The sequence below is a fragment of the Chitinophaga alhagiae genome (genome assembly GCF_003568665.1).
Lineage (GTDB): Bacteria > Bacteroidota > Bacteroidia > Chitinophagales > Chitinophagaceae > Chitinophaga > Chitinophaga alhagiae.
The window spans coordinates 1049662-1067174 of record NZ_QXMH01000001.1 but is presented as its reverse complement, the minus strand read 5'-3'; the positions used below and the strand labels follow the sequence as shown (position 1 = coordinate 1067174).

Here is a 17513-nt window from a genome sequence, read left to right as displayed (position 1 = left end):
ATAGCTATGAGAAAAACTGTGGTATTAGACGTTGTAGGCCTTTCTGCAACACTGGTTGGAGAACATACGCCATTTCTGGCAGCATATGCAAAAAAGCACCATCAATCCACGATAGCGCCCATGCTGCCGGCGGTGACCACCGCTGTGCAATCTACCTACCTCACCGGGCAGTGGCCCGCCGAGCACGGCATTGTAGGCAACGGCTGGTACGACAGAACGGATGCAGAGATCAAATTCTGGAAACAGTCCAACCACCTGGTAGCCGCGGAAAAAGTGTGGGAACGCGCCAGGCGCCTGCATCCCGGCTTTACCTGCTCCAAAATGTTCTGGTGGTACAACATGTACTCCAGCGCAGATTTTTCCGTAACGCCGCGCCCGCAGTATTTGTCTGACGGCCGCAAGATGCCCGATTGTTATGCCCACCCCGCTTCCCTGCGGGACGCGCTCCAGAAAGAACTGGGCCAGTTCCCCCTCTTCCAGTTCTGGGGCCCCGGCGCCAATATTGCTTCTTCCCGGTGGATCGCCCATGCGTCTATGCTGACAGACAAGTGGCATGATCCCTCCCTCACGCTGATCTATCTTCCCCACCTGGACTATTGCCTGCAGAAATACGGTCACGATCATACGAAGATCGCGCCGGAGCTGCGCGCTATTGATGACTTGTGCGGGGAGCTGGTAGCGCACTATGAAAAGCAGGGTTGCGAGATCATCATCCTGTCAGAATACGGCATCACCAATGTAAACCGGCCTATTCACCCCAACCGCCTGCTGCGCGAGCATGGGCTGATAGCCATAAGGGAAGAGCGTGGCCTGGAGCTGCTGGATGCCGGCGCTTCCCGCGCTTTTGCGGTGGCAGACCACCAGGTGGCGCATGTATACATAAACGATGCTTCCTGCTTCCGGAAAGTAAGAGAGCTGATGGAGCAGGTGCCCGGCGTGCAGCTGGTGCTTGACCGGGAGGGTAAACGCCAACACCACCTGGCGCATGAGCGCAGCGGAGACCTGGTGCTGGTAGCAGACGCAGACAGCTGGTTTACTTATTATTACTGGCTGGATGATGCGAAGGCGCCTGATTTTGCCCGCATTGTAGATATTCACCGCAAACCCGGCTACGACCCGGTAGAAATGTTCCTCAACCCCGCGGACCCTTTCGTAAAACTGAAGGTGATCGGGAAAGTGCTGAAAAAGAAACTGGGCTTCCGTTACCTGATGGATGTTATCCCGCTGGATGCCACGCTCATCAAAGGCTCTCACGGCCGGATGGAGGAAGACAGCCGGCACCATCCCGTACTCATTACCACCCAACCTGTCAAAGAGCACGTAGTGGCTACAGATGTACATGACATCATCCTGCAGCACCTCGGGTTGTAAAAGCCCGGGGCAGCGGGGTAAGGTACCTGTGTTTTTGCAATGCCGGCTTTGGGGCGCTGGCTTTCCCTGTAGCACTATACGTGTTGGTTTCACACTTCCATTCATCATAATTTGCGTAAAAATTGAGCAGGCTGTTTTATACCTTTAGTATAACCGGTTGTTATTGGCCGGCATAATTCCACGTAAAAAAGGTATGAACATGAAACGTAGAGACTTTCTCAAAACCGGCGCCATGGCCGGTGTAGGGGCAGGAATTACTATCCTCAACTTTCCCGTGTTCGGGAAGAACGCCCCCAGCAACAAAATTGTAATAGGCGTGATGGGCGTCAACTCCCGCGGTAACTGGGTGGCGCAGGTGGCCTCCAAGCTGCCGGGCGCGGAAATAGGTTTTATCTGCGATGTGGAAGACGGCGCCGTGCAAAAAGGCCTCAAAGCCGTTAGCACGCAGGCCCGCAAACCGGAGGTGATCAAAGACATCCGCGAATTGCTGGCGCGGAAAGACGTAGACAGCATTATGATAGCCGCTCCTGACCACTGGCACGCCCCCGCCGCCATCATGGCCTGCGCTGCCGGTAAACATGTATACGTGGAAAAACCCCTGAGCCACAACCCGCAGGAGGGAGAATGGCTGATAGACGCCTCCCGCAAATATAACCGTCCGGTGCAAATGGGCAACCAGCGCCGCTCCTGGCCCAATATGCAGCAGGCCGCGAAAGAAGTGCTGGAGGAAGGGATCATTGGCCGTGTATACTACGCCCGCGGCTGGTATGCAAATGACCGCAAGCCTATTGGCACCGGCAAAAAAGTAGCCGTGCCTGCCACCCTGGACTGGGACCTCTGGCAAGGCCCCGCGCCGCATACGGATTACCTGGACAATATTGTGCATTATAACTGGCACTGGCGCTGGGTGTGGGGCACCGGCGAAGCCTGCAACAACGGCACGCACGAGATAGACTGCATGCGCTGGTTCATGGGCGTGGAGTATCCTATTAAGGTCACTTCTTCCGGCGGCCGCTTTGCTTATTCCGGAGATGATTGGGAAACGCCGGACACACAATCCATCACCTTTGAATTTGAAGGGAACCGCGCTATTACCTGGGAAGGCCGCAGCTGCAACCCCTACAAGCTGGAAGGCAGCGGGCGCGGCTTTGCCGTTTTTGGTGAGAATGGCGCGCTGTACTGCGATGGCGGAGACAGCTACCGCGTGCTGGACAATAAGGGAAAGGTGGTGAAGGAGGTGAAACAGAACACAACCGCGAACCAGGAATCTACCAACGTGGTAAGCCCTGCCGGGGAGTTCCTGGATGCTGTACATATCAACAACTGGCTGCAGAACATCCGCGGCCAGGCAAAACTTAATTCAGAAATTACAGAAGGGCACAAGAGCGTACTGCTTTGCCAGCTCGGCAACATATCACAACGCACCGGAGACATATTGCATACAGACAGTAAAAACGGTCACATCCTGCAGAATGAGGAAGCGGCCCAACTCTGGGGCCGCAGTTATGAAGGCGGATGGCAGCCGAAAGTATAATACGTAGAAAGGCGGAACGTTTGTTCCGCCTTTCTTTTGCAATACCCCCAAAAAAAGGACATCCCGAAGAATCGGGATGTCGGTTGAAAAACAGTGAACAATGAAATAGTCGCTGACTATCTCAAAATCTTTATCAGAGTGTTTTTATTTTGATGCTGCGGAAGCTCACGGCATTACCGTGGTCTTGCAGCAAAATACGTCCTTTTTCGGCCAGGCCAAAATTATCGAACTTGGCGTATTTACTGCGGGCCACCAGGGCCTTGTAAATATTATCACCGCGCTTGTAGCTCACCACCAGGTGCCCGTTCAGCCAGTGCTCCACCCGGTTGTCCGGGTAAACCACTACCCGGCCATGGTTCCATTCGCCAATCTTTTTGTGGGAATTGGTGAATTTATAGGCCGGTATCAGGTCGTACAGGGAGCCTACCTTGCGGTTGCCTGCTGCGCCCATGTTGGCATCAGGATGCTTGGCATCGTCCAGCACCTGGAACTCCAGGCCAATGGCGGAGCCGGTGTTGCCTTCTTTCTCCGTAACAAAGTATTTCACACCGCTGTTGGCCCCTTCGGTGAGTTTGAAATCAAACTCCAGGTCAAAAGCGCTAAATTCTTCTTCCGTTACAATATCACCGCCGTTGGTAGACTCGCCGCCGTCTGAGGGAGCTACGTTGAGCGTACCGTCTTTAATTTCCCAGCCTTTGGAAGGGAAAGCCGGTTTGTAAGCCCCACGCCAGCCTTTGGAGGTGGTGCCGTCCCACAGCAGGCGTACGCCGTTGCGTTTTTCCTGTGCAGACACGTTGTTGGGGATGTTATTCACCACGTAAATGCTGTCATACGGGGAATACTGGGAAGCCGCCGGATTTTCTATGATCCGGATGTTGCGCCAGCGGATCTTTTTACCCACATCTTCCTGTTTTTTACCGATACCGTGTACCTGCAGGGCTATGAAGCCTGAAGGCAGCTCGGCATCTACCAGGTGCGCCGCCGGAATGCCGTTGATAAATGTACGGATTTCCGGGCCGCGGCATTCAATACGGTACTTGTTCCAGGCATTGGCCTTATAGGCGTTCTGCGCAGACGGGTTCAGGTCCAGCGGGTACAGCCAGCCACGGCGCGCCTCTTCATAAATACCACCGCTCCAGCGGCGGGCAGAGGGGTCTACCTCCATCTGGTAGCCGTACACCCGGCCGTTGTTATACTCCGGTTTGCTCTGGCTGCGGAACTGGATGCCGGAATTGAAGTCCTGGTCCAGCTTGTACTCCACCTCAAAAATAAAATCGCCGTAGTCTTTTTCTGTTGCCAGGAAAGAATTAGGCTCCGCAATTACCGTTGTGCCTATGATCTCGCCACTTTTTACTTCATAGGTGGCTTTACCGTTCAGTTGTTTCCAGCCTTTGAGGTCTTTACCGTTGAACAGGTTCTGCCATTTGCCGTTCTGTGCCTGCGTGGCTGTCATCAGAAGCAATCCACAGCCAAGAAGGAAATACTTTTTCATGGAATTTTGTTTGTATGAGATAAGCCGCTGTCTGCAATACGGGCTTTTTGCACCTGCTGCTCTCTTGTTTAGTTGACCGTTTGCGCACGCTGCCCGTGGTGGCGCGCCGCCAAGGCCCAATACACTGTAAAATTGGCCTCCGCGAAGCCAAGATAGAAAATTCCTCTCAATATTTGCAAACGATTGCAAAAAAGATATTCCACATGATTTCCGGTTCCCAAGATAAGCGAAATCTCGTTTTGGTAGTATGCCCGGGCAGAAATATCTTTATGCAGATAAGTTGACCTTAAAAAAATCATACATATGGCAAAGAAAAAGATAGTGTTCCTGACGGGGGACTACGCCGAAGATTACGAAACGATGGTGCCTTTCCAGATGTTGCAGATGATAGGGCACGATGTACATGCCGTGTGCCCGGACAAGGCGGCCGGGGAAAAGATCATCACGGCCATTCACGACTTTGAGGGAGATCAGACCTACAGCGAGAAGCGGGGCCACCTGTTTGTGCTCAATGCGTCCTTTTCGGACGTGGACCCGGCGGAATACGACGCCCTGGTGATAGCCGGCGGCCGCGCCCCGGAATATCTCCGGCTCAACAAGAAGGTGATTGACCTGGTAAAACATTTTGCGGCCGCTAACAAGCCCATTGCCGCCGTATGCCATGGTATTCAGATACTTACGGCGGCAGATGTGGTGAGGGGCAAAAAACTGACCGCCTACCCCGCTGTGGAGCCGGAGGTGACCATGGCCGGCGGAACATATGAGGCTGTAAATGTATATGAGGCCGTTACGGACGGCAACCTGGTAACCGCCCCCGCCTGGCCCGCCCACCCGCAATGGATGGCCGCTTTCCTGCAGGTGCTGGGCACTACGGTTACTTTGTAAAATCCTGACCAGAATCAGGAGAAATATATCGGGCAGGGATTTCCGAATTATACGGCCTTTGCTTACCTTTGCAGCCAAAATTTCATACATAATATATGTCTGGACAGCTTAAAGAAGTTCGTAACCGCATTAAATCCATCCAATCTACCCAGCAGATCACGAAGGCCATGAAAATGGTGAGTGCTGCCAAGCTGCGCCGTGCCCAGGACGCTATTGTTCAGATGCGCCCCTATGCTGAAAAACTGCAGGAAATGCTGCAGAACATTGTCAGCAACTCGGAAGGTGACATCGATATGGCGCTGGCGGCCAACCGTTCGGTAGAAAAGGTATTGATAGTGGCTATCACATCAGACCGCGGATTGTGCGGGGCTTACAACACCAACGTGATCAAGCTGGCCAAACAGACCATCCGGGAAAAATATTCCGCCCAGTTTGCCAAAGGCCATGTAGAAGTGCTGCCCATCGGCAAAAAAGCATATGAGCATTTTTCCAAGAACGGTTACAAGGTGAACGATCACTTCTGGGGCCTGTTCGGCCACCTCACCTTTGAGAACGTAAAAGAGGCCGCAGCCGTGGCCCTCAACGGTTTCGTAAAAGGAGAGTACGATGCGGTGGATATTGTGTACAGCGAATTTAAGAACGCCGCTACCCAGCGCTTTAAAGTGGAGCAGTTCCTGCCCATTGCCAAAGTAGAACAGCAGGAAGGGGCCAAACAGACCAAGGCAGACTTCATTTTCGAGCCGGAAAAGGAAATCCTCATCACTGAGCTGATGCCGAAGATCCTCAATACCCAGTTTTTCAAGGCCGTACTGGACGCCCACGCTTCCGAGCATGGCGCCCGTATGACCGCTATGGACAAGGCCACGGAAAACGCCGGAGAACTGCTGCGCAGCCTGAAGATAGAGTACAACCGCGCCCGCCAGGCCGCCATTACAACGGAACTGACCGAGATCGTAAGCGGCGCCGCGGCTTTGATGGGTTGATCTTATTCACAACTAATCAACAACAGGATATTTATATTTCTCAAAGAATGTCAAAGGTCTTATTTTCGGCCTTTGACATTTTTGTTTTACGGCCCGCGCCCCGGGCAAATTGAAGGACCATGGAAATTTCCCAGCTCATACCGCATGTAGAAGCGCTGATATTTGCCGCAGACCGCCCGCTGCCGGCGGCAGACATACTGGAGCTGCTCAATAACGCCCTGGCTTTCCTGGAAGACCGCGCCACCCCCGAGCAGGTAGATGCGGCCATAGAAGCCATCCAGGAAAAATATAACTCGGAATTTTATGCCTTCAGCGTGCGCGAAAGCGGCGGCGGCTACCAGTTCCTCACCAAAAAAGACTATTACCAGACCGTGGCCCAGCTTAACGGCGAAAAGTTCCTGAAGCGCTTGTCTACCGCCGCCCTGGAAACGCTGGCCATTATTGCCTATAAACAACCCATTTCAAAAGGGGAAATAGAGCACATCCGCGGGGTGAGCACAGACTATTCCATCACCAAACTGCTGGAAAAAGAACTGATCGTGATCTCCGGCCGCAGCGAAGACCTGCCCGGCAAACCGCTGCTGTATTCCACCTCCAAGGCTTTCATGGACTACTTCGGCCTCAACACGCCGGCAGACCTGCCCAAGCTGAAAGAGGTGTTTGAAGAAGATTTTGTGGCGCCTACCCAGCTGACGCTGGAGAATGTACAACAGCCTGAAGCGGCGGCGGAAGATGAAGACGGCTTTCTGGTAGTGTCCGAAAACGGGGAGCTGACGGAAACCACTACCACCATCATGATGGATGATACCCTGCCCGAAGAACCTACGGAGGAACATGAAGCTGAAGTAGAGGATGTAGCGATGGAGAGCGATGAGGCGGGGGAAGAGCCGGAGGAACCTGGGGGAGAAGATGATGATAGCGAGGAAGAGGATGAAGACGAAGGAAGAGATGATGATGAGGAAGATAACGAGGAAGACGAAGAAGAGGATGACGAGAAGGAAGAAGATGATGATGACAACGATGAGGAAGAAGATGATGACGAGGAGGATGATACTGAGGAAGAGGATGGTGAAGAAGAAGATAATGATGACGATGATAACGAGGAAGACGAAGAAGAGGATGATGAGAAGGAAGATGATGATGACGGCGAAGATGGTGATGACAACGATGACGAAGATGATGACGAAGAAGAGGAAGATGAAGATGAAGATGGTGACGATGATAGCGGGGAGGATGAAGAGGAAAATGGAGGTGACGACGAACCGGAAAACGAAACAGTTGAATTTAAGGACGATGCCTATGACGAAAATGACGTGGAGAAGGAAGACGATGCGGACGCTGAAATAGAAGATGCGGATGACAGGATGACTGACGAGGAATCTGACGACGAAGAAGAGGAACCGAAAAGCTAATTACAATATAAAAATGCTGATCCTTGCAAACGGGCCATATGCCTGCTTGCAAGGATTTTTTTATGCTCGCCGGGAAATGGTATGGACCCTACTGCAATCCTTCCACCACTTCCGCAAATATCCCGCTCAATACTTTATCCGCTTTGGCGGCCACTTCCAATATTTCAGCCAGTGAGACAGGGTGGAGGTTGTCCGGGTCGCACTCATCCGTTACTACGGAAACGGCGGCGCAGGGGAGCCCTATCTGGTTGGCTACAATAACTTCCGGCACGGTGCTCATGCCTACTACGTCCGCTCCTATCATCCGCAGAAAACGGTACTCCGCCCGCGTTTCCAGGTTGGGGCCCATCACGGCGGCATATACGCCTTTGTGCAGCATATTGCCGGAGGCGGCTTGCAGGCGGGCGCTGAGGTCCGGGTCATAAGGCTGGTGCATGTCCGGGAAACGGGGGCCGAAATCGGGAGAATTGAGGCCCCTCAACGGGTTTTCCGGCTGCAGGTTGATATGATCGTCCAGCAGCACCAGGTCTCCCTTTTTCAGGGCCTTGTTCATGCCGCCCGCCGCATTGCTCAGCAGCAGCTTGGCAACACCCAGCGCTTTCATCACGCGGATGGGAAAGGTGATCTGTTGCATGGTATACCCTTCGTAGTAGTGGAACCGGCCCTGCATGGCAATTACGGCCGTTTTGCCGATATGGCCGAAAACGAGATGCCCTTTGTGTGATTCTACGGTAGACTCCGGAAAGTGGGGGATGTCCGCATAGGGAATGCTTTTAACAATATCAATTTTGTGGATCAGTTCGCCAAGGCCGGTACCGAGCACAATGCCCGCGATGGCGCCCTCAAAGCCTTGTTGGCGCAGGTGCAGAACGGTTTCTGCCAGTTGCTGTTGTAAAGTCATGCTGCAAATTAACGGAATAAAAACGGAGCAGGTGCCTGCCGCTCTTGCTGTGGAGACCTCACACCGCCGCGGAAGCGATGAAATTGCCGGGGCGGAAGCAGGTCTGAAAAGCGGCGCGGCCGCTGCCTGGAACATACCGGCGGCAACCTGGCAAAAAAAAGGCGGCTGTGCGGCCGCCTTCAAAAGTTTGTCTGGAATTTATGATTTCAATTCCTTGATCCTGATATTTTTCCAGCGTACCTTGATGCCGCCGCCGGAGTGGATCTGCAGGGCAATCTGTCCGCCTTTGGCGCCGATCTTCTCATCGTTCAGCGTGATCATTTCCACACCGTTGAGGTAGGTGGTAACGTTGTTGCCTTTCACCACTACCTTCATGGTATTCCATTCGCCCATTTTCAGGTGCTTGTCTTTTTCCGCTGCGGGTTTAATGAGCCAGCCGCGGCCGTAAGATTCGTAAATGCCGCCGGTGTTGTTGCCGGGAGGGGCTACTTCGGCCTGCCAGCCGGCTATTTTGGTGCCTTCCAGGGAAGAGTGGAAGAATACGCCGCTGTTGCCGTTGGCTTCCTGTTTGAATTGTACGGTCAGTTCAAAATCCTTGAAGGTCTTTTCTGTGGCCAGGTAGCCGTATTCCTTGTCAGGGCCGCTTTCACATACCAGCTCGCCTTTATCTACGTACCATTTCTCTGTGCCGTGTATTTTCCAGCCATCCAGGTTTTTGCCATTGAACAGCTTTTGCTGTTTTTGCGCAAACACAGTGCTGATGGAGAGCAGGCCCAGCACTGCCAGCGTCATGAATCTTTTTTTCATACAACCGTAGTTTTTTTGATGGGTTGAAAGATACCTATAATTGACATCAGAAGCAATAAAAAAAGGCGCACCGGTAAAGTGCGCCTTTGGAGTGTAAATATCCTGTATAACTAGCGTGCCACGTTGACGGCCCGGCGTTCGCGGATCACGGTCACCTTGATCTGGCCGGGGTATTGCATGTCGTTCTGGATCTTGTTGGCGATCTCGAAGCTGAGGCGGTCCGCATCATTATCTGATACTTTCTCGCTTTCCACAATTACGCGCAGCTCGCGGCCGGCCTGGATGGCGTAGGCCTTTTCCACGCCGTCGTAACCCATGGCCAGGTTCTCGAGGTCTTTGATCCTTTGCAGGTAGCTCTGCATGATCTCGCGGCGGGCGCCGGGGCGGGCGCCGCTGATGGCATCGCAGGCCTGTACAATGGGGGAGATCACGTAGGCCATTTCCATCTCGTCGTGGTGGGCGCCTATGGCGTTCACAATGGCGGGGTGCTCTCCGTATTTTTCAGCCAGTTTGGCGCCCAGCAGGGCGTGGCTCAGTTCAGATTCTTCATCGGGTACCTTGCCAATGTCGTGCAGCAGGCCGGCGCGTTTGGCCAGTTTGGGGTTGAGGCCCAGTTCCGCGGCCATTACGGCGCAAAGGTTGGCGGTTTCCTTGGAGTGCATGAGCAGGTTCTGGCCGTAAGAAGAACGGAAGCGCATTTTACCTACCATGCGCACCAGTTCCTTATGCAGGCCGTGAATGCCCAGCTCTATGACGGTACGTTCGCCTATTTCCATCACCTGTTCTTCCAGCTGGCGTTTTGTTTTTTCCACTACTTCCTCAATGCGGGCGGGGTGGATGCGGCCGTCCTGCACCAGGCGCTGCAGGCTGAGACGGGCAATTTCGCGGCGCAGGGGGTCAAAAGAAGACAGTACAATGGCCTCCGGCGTATCGTCAACGATCAGGTCTACGCCTGTAGCGGCTTCAATAGCGCGGATGTTACGGCCTTCGCGGCCAATGATCTGGCCTTTGATCTCATCGCTTTCCAGGTTGAACACGGTAATGGCGTTCTCAATGGTCTGTTCCGCGGCAGTGCGCTGAATGGACTGGATGATGATCTTTTTGGCTTCCTTGTTCGCTTTTATTTTAGCGTCTTCTATAATTTCCTGGATGTGACTGAGGGCCTGGCTGCGGGCTTCTTCTTTCAGGCTTTCTACCAGCTGGTGGCGGGCTTCTTCAGCGGTGAGGGCCGCTACCTTTTCGAGGCGGCGGATGTGCTCTTCCTGGTGTTTTTCCAGCTCGGAGCGTTTGATGTTTACCAGCTCTATCTGGCGACCGAGGTTTTCTTTGATGGCCTCATTCTCGGTGGCCTGTTTCTGCAGTTGTTCTGTTTTCTGGTTCAGGGTGTGCTCTTTCTGCTTGATGCGGTTTTCTGACTCCGCCAGTTTCTGGTTACGCTGCATCACTTCTTTCTCGTGCTCCGACTTCATCTGCAGGTATTTTTCCTTGGCTTCCAGCAGCTTGTCCTTTTTCAGGGTTTCGGCGGTCTGCTGCCCTTCCGATACTATCCGCTTTGCCTGTTCTTCCGCTTCCTGGATCTTTATTTGGGTGTTTTTTGAGAAAATCAGTTTTCCGAGCAGTATACCTAACGCCAGCGCAACAACTCCGGCCACTATGATCATTAAAGGATCTGTCATATTTTAATTAGTTTAAAAAGTATTTATAAATGCCTTCCCGGCCCATTTTTTTGAACAGGCGGGAACAGACCCGCGAAAATAACAAAAAAATGGCACCAAAGCACAGGAGGTTGTGATAATGAGTTGATTAGGGATTAAAAATGCAGCACCGGCGGTTATTTTAAATGCTCATCCAGCAGATTGTCAAGGTGTTGCAGTTTTTCCAGTAAAAAAGGGGCTACGCCGGCCTGGGCCTTGCCGCCGCTGGTGGCAGGGTGCGTGGCGTACATGATGAGCGCCATGGCAATGTAATCCTGGATGTCTTTGCCCGCATACGCCGCCTTGAATTCGATGATCTTCTCGTTCACCTCCTTCATCACCCGGCGCACGTCTTCTTCCTCTTCCGTCCGGATCTTTATCCGGTAAGTGCGGTCCGCTACTACGATATTTACAGGTATGAGTGTTTCCATTTATTGTTGTTTATACGTGGGTCTGTGACAGTTACAAATGTAACAAAAGGAACGGGATAGGCTGCTTCCGCCACCTTTTTTCATGGGTGCTCCTTTTTTTCATCATCGCCGTTATTTTTTTTCTGCCGGCCCTCCTCCGTCACTCTGCGCTCATGGCTGCTTTGGAATTTTTTCTTTCTTAGCTGTGAATATCTTCAGGTGAAATGATGAAGTCTTTCGATAATATTGGAGAATATTAAGCACAAAAATGTGCAGGTATTTGTACAATATTTAAAATCGCTGTTCTGAATGAGCGCATTGCCTGTTAAGGGCAAATCCGGGCGGGATGAAAGAGGAAAAGGGGCTTTTTTCACAAAAAAAACCGCAGGTGATCTGTTAAGTACATATGAGTCCATCCTGGGTTTGCAAACAATTCCATTTACAGAGAAAGAAAAAATTGTAAAGCGTGGTATTTCGAAAGACGAACTGGCCACGCTCAAGGAGATTTTTGAATTTGACTATAACACGCTCAGTGACCTGCTGGCGGTAACAGACCGTACGCTGCACCTGAAAAAAGGGAAAGACACTTTCAGCCTGATCGTGAGTGACCGTATCATGGCCGTAGTAGAATTGTACAGCCATGGCTATACCGTTTTTGGTGACAGGGAGCTGTTCCATAACTGGATGAAAAGCCCTAACCGCACCTTCGGCGGCCGCACGCCGCTGGAAGTGATAGAAACGCACCCCGGGTTGCTGGAGGTCAGAAGCCTGATCCACAAAGTAAAAAAGGGGGCGTAAGGGATGCGGCTGTACAAACTCGGGCATTGGGAAGAGGCGCATGACCTGAAAGGGGCGTACCTGGAAAGCGGCCGCTGGAACCTGGCAGCAGACAGCTGTATTTACGTGTTCGATTCATGGCCGCTCTGCATTCTTGAAAGCAATATTTACGCCGCTACCGGCAAGCTGCCGCCTACCATGGTCATTTCGGAGCTGGACGTGCCGGACGGCAGCTGTGAGCTGTTTGACGAAGAAAACCTGCCGCCTCACTGGCGGGAAGAGCCGCGCCCGCCGGCCGCGCTGGAATTTGGCTCCGCCGCGCTGCGGGCCCGTCGCACCCTGGTAATAGGTTTCCCTTCCATTTACTGGCCCGGGCAAAAAAATTACCTCCTTAATCCGAAGCATGAGCTGATGAAGGAGGTAAGTATCGTAAAAGTGGATAAATGCAGTTATTGAACAACTACGAGTTCAGCAGCGCAATGCACCGGTCAATTTCCCTGATATAGTCATTGATCTTCCCGCGCACTTCTTTTCTGAAGGCCGCTTCCTCTTCAGACAAACCATTCCCCTGCGTAACCGTAGCTATCTTGGCGAGCTTCAGCTTTTCATCGAGGCCGGTAATAACGGCTTCCTGCCGGCGCAATTCTTCCTGGTGCTCCAGCAATTGTGTGCGCAGCATGGCATTATCTGCCTGCGACTGCTGCAGCTTTTTTATCAGCTGCTGCAGTTTGTCCTCAATGCGTTGTATGGTTTGTTCCAGTGCCATTATTTGCGGATCTCCGCCTGTAATTGCGTTTCAAATGCTTTGATGAATTTGCCCATCAGCGCGTCAGTTTCCTGGTCTGTGAGCGTTTTCTCCCTGTTCTGGAAGGTGAAGCTGACGGCGTAAGACTTTTTACCGGCGCCCAGCTTCTCGCTTTCAAAAACATCAAACAGGTTGATCTGTTGCAACAGGTTTGTTTTTACAGAGCGGGCGGCCGTTTCCACAGCGGCAAAGCTCACCTGTTTGTCCAGCACCAGCGCAAGGTCTCTCCTTACAGCCGGGAATTTAGGTATTTCCTCGAAGAAAGTATCTTTTACCTGCAATTGCTGCAGTATCACGTCCCAATAAAAATCAGCGTACCAAACGGGTTGTTTGATGTCAAACGCCTTCAGTTGTTTACTCTCTACGCCGCCCAGCACGGCCACGGTGCGGCCGTTTACGCTTACTTCAAAGGCCGGCTGCAGGCCATGTACGGTGGTGGCCGTCATTTGCGGAGCGGGCAGGGCCAGTTGCTGCAATATGTTGGCCACGTATCCTTTCAGGTAGTAGAAATCCACCGCCTGCGGTTTGTGCATCCAGTTCTCCGGCAGCTTCTGCCCGGTGAGGTAGAGGCTGAGGTGGGCCGTTTCCGGGTATTGGCCGGTGGCCTCCCGGGCATATGTTTTCCCGAACTCGAAAAACAGCAGGTCGTCGTTCCGGCGGTTCAGGTTATAGGCAATCCGCTCCAGGCCGGATTCCAGCATGGAAGGGCGCATCACGTTCAGATCGGCGCTCAGGCTGTTCAGCATTTTCACCAGGCTGTCAGGGTCCAGGTGCGTGTAATACTGGCTGTTGGTGATGGAGTTGGTGAATATTTCGGAGAAGCCGTTGGCGGCCAGGTAGTCCGCGATCTTTTCCTTCACCCTTTCCTTGTCTGGCTGCGCCTGGCGGGAGGGCACCATGTGTACCAGTTCGGGGATGGGAATATTGTCCAGCCCGTCTATCCGCATAATTTCCTCCACAATGTCTGCCGGGATGGTGATGTCCGGTTTATACAGGGGCGGGCTTACTTTCAGCTCCGCGTCAGCTGTTGCATGAATGGTGAAGCCCAGGCTGTGCAGGATGTTCTGCACTTGTTCCGGCGCGTACTGGTGGCCGCTGAGGCGGTTGATGTACGCATAAGTAACGGTGATGGACGGGCTTTCTATGGGTTTGGGATACACGTCCGTAATACCGGAGGCCGGCAGGCCCTGGGCAATTTCGCCAATGAGGGCTACGGCGCGCTCCAGTGCAAAAGGCGCCAGGCCAACGTCCAGCCCCTTTTCAAAACGCACGGCGGCGTCTGTACGGAGGCCGTGGCGCATGGAGGTTTTACGGATGCCGGTGGCGCTGAAATAAGCGCTTTCCAGGAAGATGTTCACCGTACCGTCTTTCACGCCGGAGTTCAGGCCCCCGAAAACGCCCGCAATACAAAGGCCGTTGTTCTCGCCGTCGCAGATCATCAGGTCTCCCTCATCCAGCTTGCGTTCCTTGCCATCCAGCGATATGAACGGGGTGCCGGTGGGCAGGTTCTGTATCACCACTTTGCCGCCCTTTATCTGGTCCGCGTCAAAGGCATGCAGGGGCTGGCCGGTTTCATGCAGTACGTAGTTGGTGATGTCAACAATATTATTGATGGGCCGCACCCCGATGGCCTGCAGGCGGTGCTGCATCCAGGCGGGGGAAGGGCCGGTCTTGACGCCGGTAATGGTTTGCCCGCAATAACGGGGGCAGGCTTCGGTGTTTTTCACTTCCACGCCTATCTGTAAAGGCTGTTCCGCTGCGCAGGCGGTGTTCAGCCCCGGTTTGCGCACGTGGTAGGCCTGGGTCTTTTCCCGGTTGTTGAGGTAGGCGCATACGTCCCGCGCCACGCCAATGTGGCTCATAGCGTCCATATGATTGGGGGTAAGGCCTATCTCGTATACCCAGTCCTGTGCGGGCTGGAACAGCTCCCGGGCGGTGAGGCCAGGTTGAAGGGCGGGGTCCAGCACCATAATGCCGTCATGGCTGGCGCCAAGGCCAATTTCGTCTTCCGCGCAGATCATGCCGTAGCTTTCTTCTCCGCGGATCTTCGCTTTTTTCATGGTCATGGGCTCTCCGGAAGCGGGGTAGATGGTGGCGCCAACGGGGGCTACCACTACCTTCTGGCCCGCCGCTACGTTGGGCGCGCCGCAAACAATGGCCAACGGTTCCCCGTTGCCGATGTTTACCCGTGTAAGCCGCAGCTTGTCTGCATTGGGGTGTGGCTCCACGCTCAGCACTTCGCCAATTACCAGGCCTTCCAGGCTTCCTTTCACGCTTTCGAACTTTTCCAGGCTTTCTACTTCCAGGCCTATTGCCGTCAGTATCACAGAAAGTTCCTCCGGGCTGGGTTTTACCGGCAAATAGTCACATAACCAGTTATACGAAATTGTCATCTGTTATTCCTGTCAGCACCCAGGGTGCTGTTTTAATTTTGTGAAAATCAATTATTTCCATCACTTTTGCAGCCTTTGCGCAGCCGTGGTGGCGCCGCGTAAAGTTAACAACTTCCGTTGTATGGAACGGGGGAAATTTCCGCAAGCAAAATGTGGAAAATCTTTTTGCACAGGAAATGTGAATAATCGGAACTTTGCTAGGGATTTTTATCGTTTTTGGTGGATAACTCCCCCTTGAACGGTGGATAACCGGGTATACGTGTTGGCATAACCTGTGCGTTACTGATTAATAAATATAGTTCCGGAGAATGAAGGTTATATTGGAAAAATGCCGTTACCTTAGTTTTCCCGGCTTGAAAAAATTTACAATTTGTTAAAGTTGATGCATGCTGCGGCATGTATAAAAGTTGTAAACCTATAGTCCAAGGAACCTTCGGTAACCATTTTTTTAACCTTACTTAACTAACTGATATAAATGGATCTCAATCTTAAGAAAGACCGTAATACGCGTCGCAAGCCGGGTATCGACATTTCCACGATGGTGTATGGCAAAGTTCCCCCTCAGGCCAAAGAGCTGGAGGAGGCGGTGCTGGGCGCCCTCATGCTGGAAAAAGGCGCTTTTGACACGGTCATCGAGATCCTTAAAGCGGAATGCTTTTACGTAGAGGCACACCAGAAAGTATTTGCCGCCATGCAGCGGCTGGCCGCCAAATCCATGCCGGTAGACATCCTTACCGTAGTGGAAGAGCTGAAGTCTACCGCGGAACTGGAAGTAGTGGGCGGCCCTTTTTTCATTACCCGCCTCACCAACATGGTGGTATCTTCCGCCAACATTGAAGCGCATGCCCGTATTGTGCTGCAGAAGTTCATCCAGCGGGAGCTGATCCGGATCTCTGGCGAAATTATCAGTGAGGCTTATGAAGATACGGCGGATGTGTTTGACCTGCTGGATACCGCGGAGTCCAAACTGTTTGAAGTAACCAACAATCACCTTCGCAAAAATTACGATTCCATAGACCGCATTCTCGTTAATACCATCAAACGTATCGAAGACCTGCGGAACAAGGGAGATGATATTACAGGGGTGCCTTCCGGCTTTCCTACGCTGGACAAGATCACCTACGGGTGGCAGCCTTCCGACCTTATCATTCTGGCGGCGCGCCCCGCGGTGGGTAAAACGGCCTTTGCGCTCAACCTGGTGCGTAACGCGGCCATGCACCCCAAGTTTGCGAAAGGCGCGGCGGTGTTCTCCCTGGAAATGTCCAGCGGGCAGATCGTACAACGTATCCTCTCCGCGGAATCAGAAATAAAGCTGGAAAAAATTACGCGCGGCAAGCTGGAAGAACATGAAATGCGCAAGCTGATGACGCATGGTATTGAAAGGCTGGCCAAGGCGCCCATTTTTATAGATGACACCCCGGGCCTCAACATCTTTGAACTGCGAGCCAAGGCGCGCAGGCTGGTGCATAACCATGGCGTGGGCCTCATCGTGATCGACTACCTCCAGCTGATGAGCGGCGCCAATGACGGCCGCAATACCAACCGCGAGCAGGAGATCAGTAAAATTTCGAGAGACCTGAAAATGCTGGCCAAAGAGCTGCACATCCCCGTGATAGCGCTTTCCCAGCTGAGCCGCGATGTGGAGAAACGGAAAGACGGCAATAAAATGCCGCAGTTGAGCGACCTTCGTGAATCAGGCGCCATTGAGCAGGATGCGGACATGGTCATGTTCATCTACCGCCCCGAGTATTACGACATCACCACCAACGAAATGGGCGAGTCTAACAAAGGGGAAACGCACGTGCGCATTGCCAAACACCGTAACGGCCAGCTGGATACCGTGAAACTCCGCGCCATACTGGAGTTTCAGCGTTTTGAAGACGATGGCTTCGTAGACGGCCCCCCGCAAGCCGCCAGTAATCCGTTTGCAGGCATGAAAGGCCATGGTGGCGGCGGGCATGATGAAGCGAAGATCTTCATCCAGAAAGGGTCGAAGATGAACGACATGAATTTTGATGACGACGCATTTGGAGACGCTCCATTCTGACA

At 53.0% G+C, this 17513-nt stretch carries 15 protein-coding genes; 8 read left to right on the top strand and 7 right to left on the bottom strand.

The genetic code is table 11. The features are described 5' to 3' along the window. The first annotated feature begins 6 nt into the window (after window positions 1–6). Both D3A97_RS04100 and D3A97_RS04095 read left to right on the top strand, forming a co-directional pair. Complete coding sequence (locus D3A97_RS04100; protein WP_119076932.1) at window positions 7–1371, top strand: alkaline phosphatase family protein; 1365 nt, start codon at window positions 7–9, stop codon at window positions 1369–1371. Window positions 1372–1570: 199 nt separating this feature from the next. After that, window positions 1571–2905 carry a Gfo/Idh/MocA family oxidoreductase gene (locus tag D3A97_RS04095; protein ID WP_119078414.1) on the top strand — a complete coding sequence of 445 codons (1335 nt, stop codon included), beginning with the start codon at window positions 1571–1573 and terminating at the stop codon, window positions 2903–2905. A gap of 133 nt (window positions 2906–3038) precedes the next feature. On the opposite strand, the gene D3A97_RS04090 is transcribed toward D3A97_RS04095, so the two are convergent. After that, window positions 3039–4397 carry a 3-keto-disaccharide hydrolase gene (locus D3A97_RS04090; protein WP_119076930.1) on the bottom strand — a complete coding sequence of 453 codons (1359 nt, stop codon included), beginning with the start codon at window positions 4395–4397 and terminating at the stop codon, window positions 3039–3041. Between the two features lie 303 nt (window positions 4398–4700). Between D3A97_RS04090 and D3A97_RS04080 the strand changes: the two genes are divergently transcribed. The 3 genes from D3A97_RS04080 (at window position 4701) to scpB (ending at window position 7677) form a co-directional block, all read left to right on the top strand. Further along, window positions 4701–5282 carry a DJ-1/PfpI family protein gene (locus D3A97_RS04080; protein WP_119076926.1) on the top strand — a complete coding sequence of 194 codons (582 nt, stop codon included), beginning with the start codon at window positions 4701–4703 and terminating at the stop codon, window positions 5280–5282. Window positions 5283–5377: 95 nt separating this feature from the next. Then, complete coding sequence (gene atpG, locus D3A97_RS04075; RefSeq protein ID WP_119076924.1) at window positions 5378–6265, top strand: ATP synthase F1 subunit gamma; 888 nt, start codon at window positions 5378–5380, stop codon at window positions 6263–6265. 119 nt (window positions 6266–6384) lie between these two features. After that, window positions 6385–7677: an SMC-Scp complex subunit ScpB gene (gene scpB / locus D3A97_RS04070; RefSeq protein ID WP_119076922.1), complete on the top strand. Its 1293-nt coding sequence runs from the start codon at window positions 6385–6387 to the stop codon at window positions 7675–7677. A gap of 88 nt (window positions 7678–7765) precedes the next feature. On the opposite strand, the gene D3A97_RS04065 is transcribed toward scpB, so the two are convergent. The 4 genes from D3A97_RS04065 to D3A97_RS04050 form a co-directional block, all read right to left on the bottom strand. Next, window positions 7766–8578: a purine-nucleoside phosphorylase gene (locus tag D3A97_RS04065; protein ID WP_119076920.1), complete on the bottom strand. Its 813-nt coding sequence runs from the start codon at window positions 8576–8578 to the stop codon at window positions 7766–7768. 198 nt (window positions 8579–8776) lie between these two features. Further along, window positions 8777–9385, bottom strand: coding sequence for a 3-keto-disaccharide hydrolase (locus D3A97_RS04060; RefSeq protein ID WP_119076918.1), 609 nt, complete (start codon window positions 9383–9385; stop codon window positions 8777–8779). Between the two features lie 110 nt (window positions 9386–9495). Beyond that, complete coding sequence (gene rny / locus D3A97_RS04055) at window positions 9496–11061, bottom strand: ribonuclease Y (RefSeq protein ID WP_119076916.1); 1566 nt, start codon at window positions 11059–11061, stop codon at window positions 9496–9498. Between the two features lie 155 nt (window positions 11062–11216). Then, window positions 11217–11510, bottom strand: coding sequence for a cell division protein ZapA (locus tag D3A97_RS04050; protein ID WP_119076914.1), 294 nt, complete (start codon window positions 11508–11510; stop codon window positions 11217–11219). A 402-nt stretch (window positions 11511–11912) separates the two neighbouring features. Here D3A97_RS04050 and D3A97_RS04045 point away from each other — a divergent pair, with 402 nt between their 5' ends. Both D3A97_RS04045 and D3A97_RS04040 read left to right on the top strand, forming a co-directional pair. Beyond that, complete coding sequence (locus tag D3A97_RS04045) at window positions 11913–12287, top strand: Xre family toxin-antitoxin system antitoxin (protein WP_157986340.1); 375 nt, start codon at window positions 11913–11915, stop codon at window positions 12285–12287. 3 nt (window positions 12288–12290) lie between these two features. Further along, window positions 12291–12722 (top strand): RES family NAD+ phosphorylase, encoded by a 432-nt coding sequence (locus tag D3A97_RS04040; RefSeq protein WP_119076909.1) that lies wholly within the window; start codon window positions 12291–12293, stop codon window positions 12720–12722. 4 nt (window positions 12723–12726) lie between these two features. Here the strand turns inward: D3A97_RS04040 and D3A97_RS04035 are convergent, their stop codons facing one another. Both D3A97_RS04035 and pheT read right to left on the bottom strand, forming a co-directional pair. Continuing rightward, window positions 12727–13032 (bottom strand): hypothetical protein, encoded by a 306-nt coding sequence (locus D3A97_RS04035; RefSeq protein WP_119076907.1) that lies wholly within the window; start codon window positions 13030–13032, stop codon window positions 12727–12729. Further along, a complete protein-coding gene (gene pheT, locus D3A97_RS04030) occupies window positions 13032–15464 on the bottom strand; it encodes a phenylalanine--tRNA ligase subunit beta (protein ID WP_119076905.1) in 2433 nt (810 codons plus the stop codon). Before pheT ends, D3A97_RS04035 begins: the two co-directional genes overlap by 1 nt. A 475-nt stretch (window positions 15465–15939) precedes the next feature. On the opposite strand from pheT, the gene dnaB reads away from it, so the two are divergent. Beyond that, a complete protein-coding gene (dnaB, locus tag D3A97_RS04025) occupies window positions 15940–17511 on the top strand; it encodes a replicative DNA helicase (protein WP_119076902.1) in 1572 nt (523 codons plus the stop codon). Window positions 17512–17513: the final 2 nt, after the last annotated feature.

Excerpts from the sequence above, each read along its gene's own strand:
- dnaB (WP_119076902.1), top strand. The coding sequence starts at position 15,940 with ATGGATCTCAATCTTAAGAAAGACCGTAATACGCGTCGCAAGCCGGGT.
- atpG (WP_119076924.1), top strand. The coding sequence starts at position 5,378 with ATGTCTGGACAGCTTAAAGAAGTTCGTAACCGCATTAAATCCATCCAA.
- D3A97_RS04100 (WP_119076932.1), top strand. The coding sequence starts at position 7 with ATGAGAAAAACTGTGGTATTAGACGTTGTAGGCCTTTCTGCAACACTG.
- D3A97_RS04080 (WP_119076926.1), top strand. The coding sequence starts at position 4,701 with ATGGCAAAGAAAAAGATAGTGTTCCTGACGGGGGACTACGCCGAAGAT.
- D3A97_RS04095 (WP_119078414.1), top strand. The coding sequence starts at position 1,571 with ATGAAACGTAGAGACTTTCTCAAAACCGGCGCCATGGCCGGTGTAGGG.
- D3A97_RS04040 (WP_119076909.1), top strand. The coding sequence starts at position 12,291 with ATGCGGCTGTACAAACTCGGGCATTGGGAAGAGGCGCATGACCTGAAA.
- pheT (WP_119076905.1), bottom strand. The coding sequence starts at position 15,464 with ATGACAATTTCGTATAACTGGTTATGTGACTATTTGCCGGTAAAACCC.
- D3A97_RS04065 (WP_119076920.1), bottom strand. The coding sequence starts at position 8,578 with ATGACTTTACAACAGCAACTGGCAGAAACCGTTCTGCACCTGCGCCAA.
- D3A97_RS04060 (WP_119076918.1), bottom strand. The coding sequence starts at position 9,385 with ATGAAAAAAAGATTCATGACGCTGGCAGTGCTGGGCCTGCTCTCCATC.
- rny (WP_119076916.1), bottom strand. The coding sequence starts at position 11,061 with ATGACAGATCCTTTAATGATCATAGTGGCCGGAGTTGTTGCGCTGGCG.
- scpB (WP_119076922.1), top strand. The coding sequence starts at position 6,385 with ATGGAAATTTCCCAGCTCATACCGCATGTAGAAGCGCTGATATTTGCC.
- D3A97_RS04090 (WP_119076930.1), bottom strand. The coding sequence starts at position 4,397 with ATGAAAAAGTATTTCCTTCTTGGCTGTGGATTGCTTCTGATGACAGCC.
- D3A97_RS04050 (WP_119076914.1), bottom strand. The coding sequence starts at position 11,510 with ATGGAAACACTCATACCTGTAAATATCGTAGTAGCGGACCGCACTTAC.
- D3A97_RS04035 (WP_119076907.1), bottom strand. The coding sequence starts at position 13,032 with ATGGCACTGGAACAAACCATACAACGCATTGAGGACAAACTGCAGCAG.